Origin of the sequence: Pseudomonas libanensis (genome assembly GCF_001439685.1) — a bacterium.
GTDB lineage: Bacteria > Pseudomonadota > Gammaproteobacteria > Pseudomonadales > Pseudomonadaceae > Aquipseudomonas > Aquipseudomonas libanensis.
The window spans coordinates 65,848-72,396 of record NZ_JYLH01000024.1 but is presented as its reverse complement, the minus strand read 5'-3'; the positions used below and the strand labels follow the sequence as shown (position 1 = coordinate 72,396).

The window sequence follows — 6,549 nt, the reverse complement described above, 5'->3', positions numbered from 1 at the left end:
CTTTAACTGAACCACCGCTATCGCAGGCAAGCCAGCTCCCACATTGGTCATGGATTGCCCACAGAATCAACGCCTGGCACAGATCCCCTGTGGGAGCGGGCTTGCCCGCGAAAGCGGAGTGTCAGTCGCTGAATCCTTAACTGAACCACCGCCATCGCAGGCAAGCCAGCTCCCACATTGGTCATGTATTGCCCACAGAATCAACGCCTGGCACAGATCCCCTGTGGGAGCGGGCTTGCCCGCGAAAGCGGAGTGTCAGTCACTGAATCTTCAACTGAACCACCGCTATCGCAGGCAAGCCAGCTCCCACATTTTTGCTGCATTCGCCTGGAGAATCAGCGGCGGCTGCTTACTTCGGCGGGTACGTCATCACCGGCCATGCGTTTGCGGAACAACGCGGTGCGCGCCAGCAGCAGGGTGGTCACCGGTACGGTGATCGACAGCAAAATCGGGATCAACCAGCCGTGCAATACCGGCCCGGACTTGAGCGTCGAAAAGTAGATGATCGACGCCAACGCCACACTCCATGCGCCCAATGTCGAGGCGAGCGCGGGTGGGTGCATGCGCTGGAAAAAGCTCTTCATCCGCAGCAAGCCGATAGCACCGATCAGTGCAAACACGCTGCTCACTATCAGCAGCACCGCCACGCTCACTTCAACCCATAACGGCATCATTCAATCACCTCCCCACGCAACAGGAATTTGGCCAGGGCAAACGAGCCGACGAAGCCGAACAGCGCAATCAACAACGCTGCTTCAAAGTAGGTGTCACTGGCATAGCGAATACCCAGCACCAACATCATCAGCATTGCCAGGATATACAGGTAGTCCAGCGCCAGTACCCGGTCCTGGGCCGAGGGGCCTCTGAACAGGCGGATCAGGGTCAGCACCATGGCCAGGGAAAACAGGAACAGGCTGGCGAGGATCGCATTGGAGAGCAGGGCGCTCATTCGAAGATCTCCATCAGGGGCCGTTCATAGGCGTGCTTAAAGTGCTGGATAAACTGCGCTTCGTCATCCAGATCGAAAACGTGCAGCAGCAGGATGCTGCGGTCCAGGGCCAGTTCCGACCAGACGGTGCCCGGCGTCACGCTGGTGATCATCGCCAGCACGGCCAGGCCATTGGCGTCGCGCAGGTCCAGGGGGATCTTGATAAAGCGCGAGCGCGGCGGGCGTGTACCGCAGGTCAGGACACCCCAGGCCACATTCAGGTTGGAGAGGATCACGTCGCGGCCCACCAGGAAAAACAGGCGCACGATCACCCCGGGGCGGCGGATGCGGATCGGCAACGGCCGCAGCGGCGCCATCAGCAACGGCGCAAGAAAGCCCAGCAGCGCGCCCAGCAGCAGGTTGCCGGGGCTGATCGACAGGTTCAGCACCAGCCACAATACCCATAACGCCAATGACAGCCACGGAGCAGGGAACAAACGCTTCATGGCTGCACCTCCAGCGCGGCGGCCTGGGCTTCGGGGCTTGGTACCGGACGTGTCGCCAGCACTGCCATCACGTAGCGCTCCGGGTTGTTCAGGCTGTCGGCGGCGGCCTGGGTGTAGCGCATCAGTGGCTCGGCCTTGAAGGTCAGCAGGATGCTGAGCCCGAGCAAAAAGAAGATCGGCAGGCACTCGTTACGACGCAACAGCGGCGATGGGCGTTCTTCCGGGGTCCAGAAGCGCTGGATGCCCAGGCGCGCAAAGGCGATCAGCGAGGCCAGCCCGGACAGAACCAGCAACGCCACCAGGCCCCAGGCGGCCGGGCGAATCGGTTCATCGATGGCATTGCCCAGGCCCAACGGATTGATCAGTGCACTCAACAAGCTCAGCTTGCCGATAAACCCGGACAGCGGCGGCATACCGATGATCAACAAGGCGCAGGCGATAAAACTCAAGCCCAGGAAGGCCATGGTCCAGGGGATTACCTGGCCGACCACGGCTTTCTGCTCATCATCCAGGTTCACGCCCGGCCGCGGGTGCAGCGACTCCATGGCCTTGGGCAACGCATCGATTTCTTCATCCAGCGGCAGGTCGTTGGCCGAACGCGAACGCTCGATCAACTCCGCCAGCAGGAACAACGCACTCAGTGCCAGGGTGGAGCTGACCAGATAGAACAACGCCCCCGCGGTCAGGCTCGGCTGGGCAAACCCCACTGCCGACAGCAGGATTCCGGCCGAGACCAGGATGCTCAGGCTGGCCATGCGTTCCAGGCGCTGCGCCGCCACCATCGCCAGTGCCGCGCAAATGATGGTCGCCATGCCGCCGTACACCAGCCAGTCGCCGCCAAACAGCGCCGAGGCGCCGGCCTGGCCGGAGAACAGCAGGGTCCACAGGCGCAGCACGGTGTACACGCCGACCTTGGTCATGATCGCGAACATTGCCGCCACCGGCGCGCTGGCCGACGAGTAGGCGGGCGCCAGCCAGAAGTTCAGCGGCCACATGCCGGCCTTGGCCAGGAACGCCGTGGCGAGGATCGCCGCGCCGGCATGCAGCAGGCCACGATCCGCTTGCGGCACCAACGGGATTTTCAATGCCAGGTCGGCGAAGTTCAGCGTGCCGGTGACGCCGTAGATCATTGCCGCGCCGATCAGGAACAGCGATGACGCCAGCAGGTTGATCGCAATGTAATGCAGCCCCGACGACACCCGGGCACGGCCGGAACCGTGCAACATCAGGCCGTAGGATGCCGCCAGCAGCACCTCGAAGAACACGAACAGGTTGAACAGGTCTGCGGTGAGGAACGCGCCATACAAACCCATCAGCTGGATCTGGAACAGCGCGTGGAAACTGGTGCCCGCCCGGTCCCAGCGGGCCATGGCGAACAGCAGCGCGCTCACACCGATGATTCCGGTCAGCACCAGCATCATTGCCGACAGTTGGTCCACCACCAACACGATGCCGAACGGCACCTGCCAGTTGCCCGGCAGGTACACGCCTATCGAGCCGGGGCCGCCTTGCTGCGTCCAGTACAGCAGCAGGATCGCGATGCCCAGGCCGATCACACTGGAGAACAGATTGATCTGGGCCTTAAGTGGGCGACGCTTTTCGCCCAGCATCAACATCAACCCGGCCGTGAGCAGTGGCAGCAGGATCGGCGCAACGATCAGTTGATTCATCCACGTCATTCCTTGGGCTCCCGGCCATCCACATGGTCAGTGCCGGTCAGGCCCCGGGATGCCAGCAGCACAACCAGGAACAGCGCGGTCATGGCGAAGCTGATCACGATGGCCGTCAGCACCAGCGCCTGGGGCAGCGGGTCGGTGTAGTGGAGCAGGTCCTGGGGCACGCCATCCTTGATGATCGGCTCCTTGCCGATAAACAGGCTGCCCATGCTGAAAATGAACAGATTGACGCCGTAGGACAACAGGCACAGCCCCATCACCACCTGGAATGTCCGTGGCCGCAGGATCAACCAGACGCCGGAGGCCGCCAGGACCCCAATGGCTATTGCGATGACTTCTTCCATCAGGCGGCTCCTTCGGTTGTGACGACCACTTTGGCCTGGTTGCTCGGTTTATGCGCCCGCACTGACTGATGGCCGAGGGCGGTGAGCATCAGCAGCGTGGAGCCCACGACCATGGCGTACACGCCGACGTCGAAGAACAGCGCACTGGCGATGTGGATGTCGCCCAGCAGCGGCAGGCTGAAATGCCAGGTATGGGTGGTCAGGAATGGATAGCCGACGAACAGCGCGCCCAGGCCAGTCAGGGTCGCCGATAGCAGGCCAAAGCCCATCCAGCGCATCGGCCGCAGGCTCATCTGCGCCTCGACCCACTGGGTGCCGGCCACCATGTATTGCAGGATAAACGCCACCGACATCACAAGACCGGCGACAAAACCGCCGCCCGGCTGGTTATGCCCGCGCATGAACAGGTAGAACGACACCACCAGCGCAATCGGCAGCAGCAGGCGCACCAGCACTGCGGGCACCATCATGAAGCCCAGGGCGGTGTCGCTGGCCTGGCGTGGGTTGACCAGGTCGGTGGCCACGTCCGGTGCCAGCTGGCGCTGTTGTGGCGGCAACTCCATGCTTTCCTTGGAAGGTCGGAAGCGTCGCAGCAGGGCATAGACGGTCAATGCCACGGCGCCGAGCACGGTGATCTCGCCCAGGGTGTCGAAACCGCGGAAGTCCACGAGCATCACGTTTACCACATTGCTGCCGCCGCCTTCGGGCAAGGCGCGGCTGAGGTAGAACGAAGAGATATCGTTAGGCGTCTGGCGGGTCAGCATCGCGTAGGACAACAGCGCCATGCCGCCGCCGACCACGGTAGAGAGCAGGAAGTCGCGCACCCGGCGGATCCGTGCCTTGCGCAGGGTGTTGGGCAGTGGCCACACCTCTTCGATCCGCCGTGGCAGCCAGCGCAGGCCGAGCAGGATCAGCACGGTGGTGACCACTTCCACCACCAGTTGGGTCAGGGCCAGGTCCGGCGCCGAGAACCACACGAAGGTAACGCAGGTCATCAGCCCGCACACGCTGACCATGGTCAGGGCCGCCAACCGGTGGTACTTGGCTTGCCAGGCGGCGCCGAGGGCGCAGGCAATTGCCAGCAACCACAGAGTGACGAACACGATGGAGCCCGGGATCTTCGGCCGGTCGCCCCAACTGAGGCCACTGTTGAGCATGGGGATCATCGCGCCGACCACCGCCAGCAGCACCAACAGGAACAACTGGGTTTGCAGGCGCTTGGTGCTGATGCGCTTCTCGATGCGGCGCACGCCGCGCATCATCACCACCAGGCTGCGCTCGAAACCGCGCTTGCCGTTGAAGTAGCTGATCAGCGGTGGGTACTTGAAGCGCCCGCGCTTGAGTTGCTTGCGCAGCAGCAGGTACAGCACCACGCCGCCGCACATGGCCACCAGGCTCATGATCATCGGCGCGTTCCAGCCGTGCCAGATCGCCAGGCTATATTCCGGCAACGTACCACCCACCACCGGCAGGGCGGCAGCGGCAAGGATCGAACCCACCACCTGGGCCGGGAAAATCCCCACCAGCAGGCAGGTGAACACCAGCAGTTCGACCGGCGCACGCATCCAGCGCGGGGGCTCATGGGGGGTGTGCGGCAAATCGGTAGCGGGCGGGCCGAAGAACACATCCACGGTAAAACGCAGGGCATAGGCCACGCTGAACGTACCGGCGATGGTCGCGATCACCGGCAGGGCGATTTCCACCCAACGGGTCGAGGAGATAAACACGGTTTCGGCAAAGAACATCTCTTTGGACAGGAAGCCGTTGAGCAGCGGCACCCCGGCCATGGACGCACTGGCGACCATGGCCAGGGTCGCGGTAAACGGGATCAGGCGCACCAGGCCGCTGAGCTTGCGGATATCCCGCGTGCCGCTTTCGTGGTCGATGATGCCCGCCGCCATGAACAGCGAGGCCTTGAAGGTGGCGTGGTTGAGGATATGGAACACCGCGGCGACGGCGGCCAGCGGGCTGTTAAGGCCCAGCAGCAGGGTGATCAGCCCGAGGTGGCTGATGGTGGAATAGGCCAGCAGGCCCTTGAGGTCGTTTTGAAACATGGCGCAGTAAGCGCCAAGGAGGAGGGTGAGGGCGCCGGCGCCGCCGACGATCCAGAACCATTCTTCGCTGCCGGACAGCGATGGCCACAGGCGGGCCAGCAGGAACACGCCGGCCTTCACCATCGTCGCCGAGTGCAGGTACGCCGAAACCGGCGTCGGCGCCGCCATGGCGTGGGGCAGCCAGAAGTGGAAGGGGAACTGCGCGCTTTTGCTCAAGGCGCCGACCAGCACCAGGGCCAGCATGACCGGGTACAGCGAATGCGCGCGAATCTGATCGCCCGCCGCCAGCACCAGGTCCAGGTCATAGCTGCCGACGATATGCCCCAGCAGCATCACCCCGGCCAGCAGGCACAAGCCGCCGGCACCGGTGACCATCAGCGCCATGTACGCACCACGCCGCGCATCGGCGCGGTGGTGCCAATAGCCGATCAGCAGGAACGAGAACAGGCTGGTCAGTTCCCAGAAAAATACGATCTGAATCAGGTTGCCGGAGATCACCAGGCCGAGCATGGCGCCCATGAACGCCAGGAAAAACGCAAAGAAGCGCGGCACCGGATCATCCGGCGACATGTAGTAACGCGCATACAGCGACACCAGCGTGCCGATGCCGAGCACCAGCATCGAGAACAGCCAGGCAAACCCATCCATGCGCAGCACGAAGTTCAGCCCCAGGCTGGGCAACCACATGAATTCTTCGCGGATCACGCCACCATGGGCGATCTGGGGGTAGAGCAGGGCTACTTGAATGGTGCCGACCAGCGCCACAAGGCCGGCCAACAGGGATTCGGTGTTACGTGCATTGTGCGGCAGCAAGGCCGCCAGACAGCTGCCGATAAAAGGCAGAAGCAGTAGAACTATCAGGGACATAGGCTTCTAATCTGCGGGAGTTTGGGATGCATCATACGTGCCGCTTTCACGATCACCAAACGGCAAGATGTGGCAGGATCCTACAAAGTAGGCCGAAAACTCTCATTTGGCATTGTTTCAGGTGGCCGCTTTCCAGCCAGCGACACCAATCAATGTGGGAGGGGGCTTGCCCCC

6 protein-coding genes are annotated in these 6,549 nt (G+C 62.9%); all 6 read right to left on the bottom strand.

Features of this window, described 5'->3' with window-relative positions; all coding sequences use genetic code 11:
- Positions 1-335: 335 nt before the first annotated feature.
- The 6 genes from TU73_RS26560 to TU73_RS26535 are packed head-to-tail and all read right to left on the bottom strand — an operon-like array spanning position 336 to position 6,375.
- The gene (locus tag TU73_RS26560) at positions 336-674 is read right to left on the bottom strand and encodes a Na+/H+ antiporter subunit G (RefSeq protein ID WP_043046538.1); all 339 of its coding nucleotides are present in this window, start codon (positions 672-674) and stop codon (positions 336-338) included.
- Entirely contained in the window at positions 671-949 is a 279-nt protein-coding gene (locus tag TU73_RS26555; RefSeq protein WP_043046539.1) for a K+/H+ antiporter subunit F, read from the bottom strand. The genes TU73_RS26560 and TU73_RS26555 overlap by 4 nt, the downstream gene beginning before the upstream one ends.
- Positions 946-1,434, bottom strand: a complete 489-nt coding sequence (locus TU73_RS26550; protein ID WP_057014645.1) for a Na+/H+ antiporter subunit E — start codon at positions 1,432-1,434, stop codon at positions 946-948. Before TU73_RS26550 ends, TU73_RS26555 begins: the two co-directional genes overlap by 4 nt.
- Positions 1,431-3,113, bottom strand: a complete 1,683-nt coding sequence (locus TU73_RS26545) for a monovalent cation/H+ antiporter subunit D (protein ID WP_057014644.1) — start codon at positions 3,111-3,113, stop codon at positions 1,431-1,433. The genes TU73_RS26550 and TU73_RS26545 overlap by 4 nt, the downstream gene beginning before the upstream one ends.
- Entirely contained in the window at positions 3,110-3,454 is a 345-nt protein-coding gene (locus TU73_RS26540) for a Na+/H+ antiporter subunit C (protein WP_007986256.1), read from the bottom strand. Before TU73_RS26540 ends, TU73_RS26545 begins: the two co-directional genes overlap by 4 nt.
- Entirely contained in the window at positions 3,454-6,375 is a 2,922-nt protein-coding gene (locus tag TU73_RS26535) for a monovalent cation/H+ antiporter subunit A (protein WP_057014643.1), read from the bottom strand. The genes TU73_RS26540 and TU73_RS26535 overlap by 1 nt, the downstream gene beginning before the upstream one ends.
- Positions 6,376-6,549 lie beyond the last annotated feature (174 nt).

What these genes read in the sequence shown, in the direction of transcription:
- TU73_RS26560 (WP_043046538.1), bottom strand. Translation starts at nt 674, where the DNA reads ATGATGCCGTTATGGGTTGAAGTGAGCGTGGCGGTGCTGCTGATAGTG.
- TU73_RS26555 (WP_043046539.1), bottom strand. Translation starts at nt 949, where the DNA reads ATGAGCGCCCTGCTCTCCAATGCGATCCTCGCCAGCCTGTTCCTGTTT.
- TU73_RS26550 (WP_057014645.1), bottom strand. Translation starts at nt 1,434, where the DNA reads ATGAAGCGTTTGTTCCCTGCTCCGTGGCTGTCATTGGCGTTATGGGTA.
- TU73_RS26545 (WP_057014644.1), bottom strand. Translation starts at nt 3,113, where the DNA reads ATGACGTGGATGAATCAACTGATCGTTGCGCCGATCCTGCTGCCACTG.
- TU73_RS26540 (WP_007986256.1), bottom strand. Translation starts at nt 3,454, where the DNA reads ATGGAAGAAGTCATCGCAATAGCCATTGGGGTCCTGGCGGCCTCCGGC.
- TU73_RS26535 (WP_057014643.1), bottom strand. Translation starts at nt 6,375, where the DNA reads ATGTCCCTGATAGTTCTACTGCTTCTGCCTTTTATCGGCAGCTGTCTG.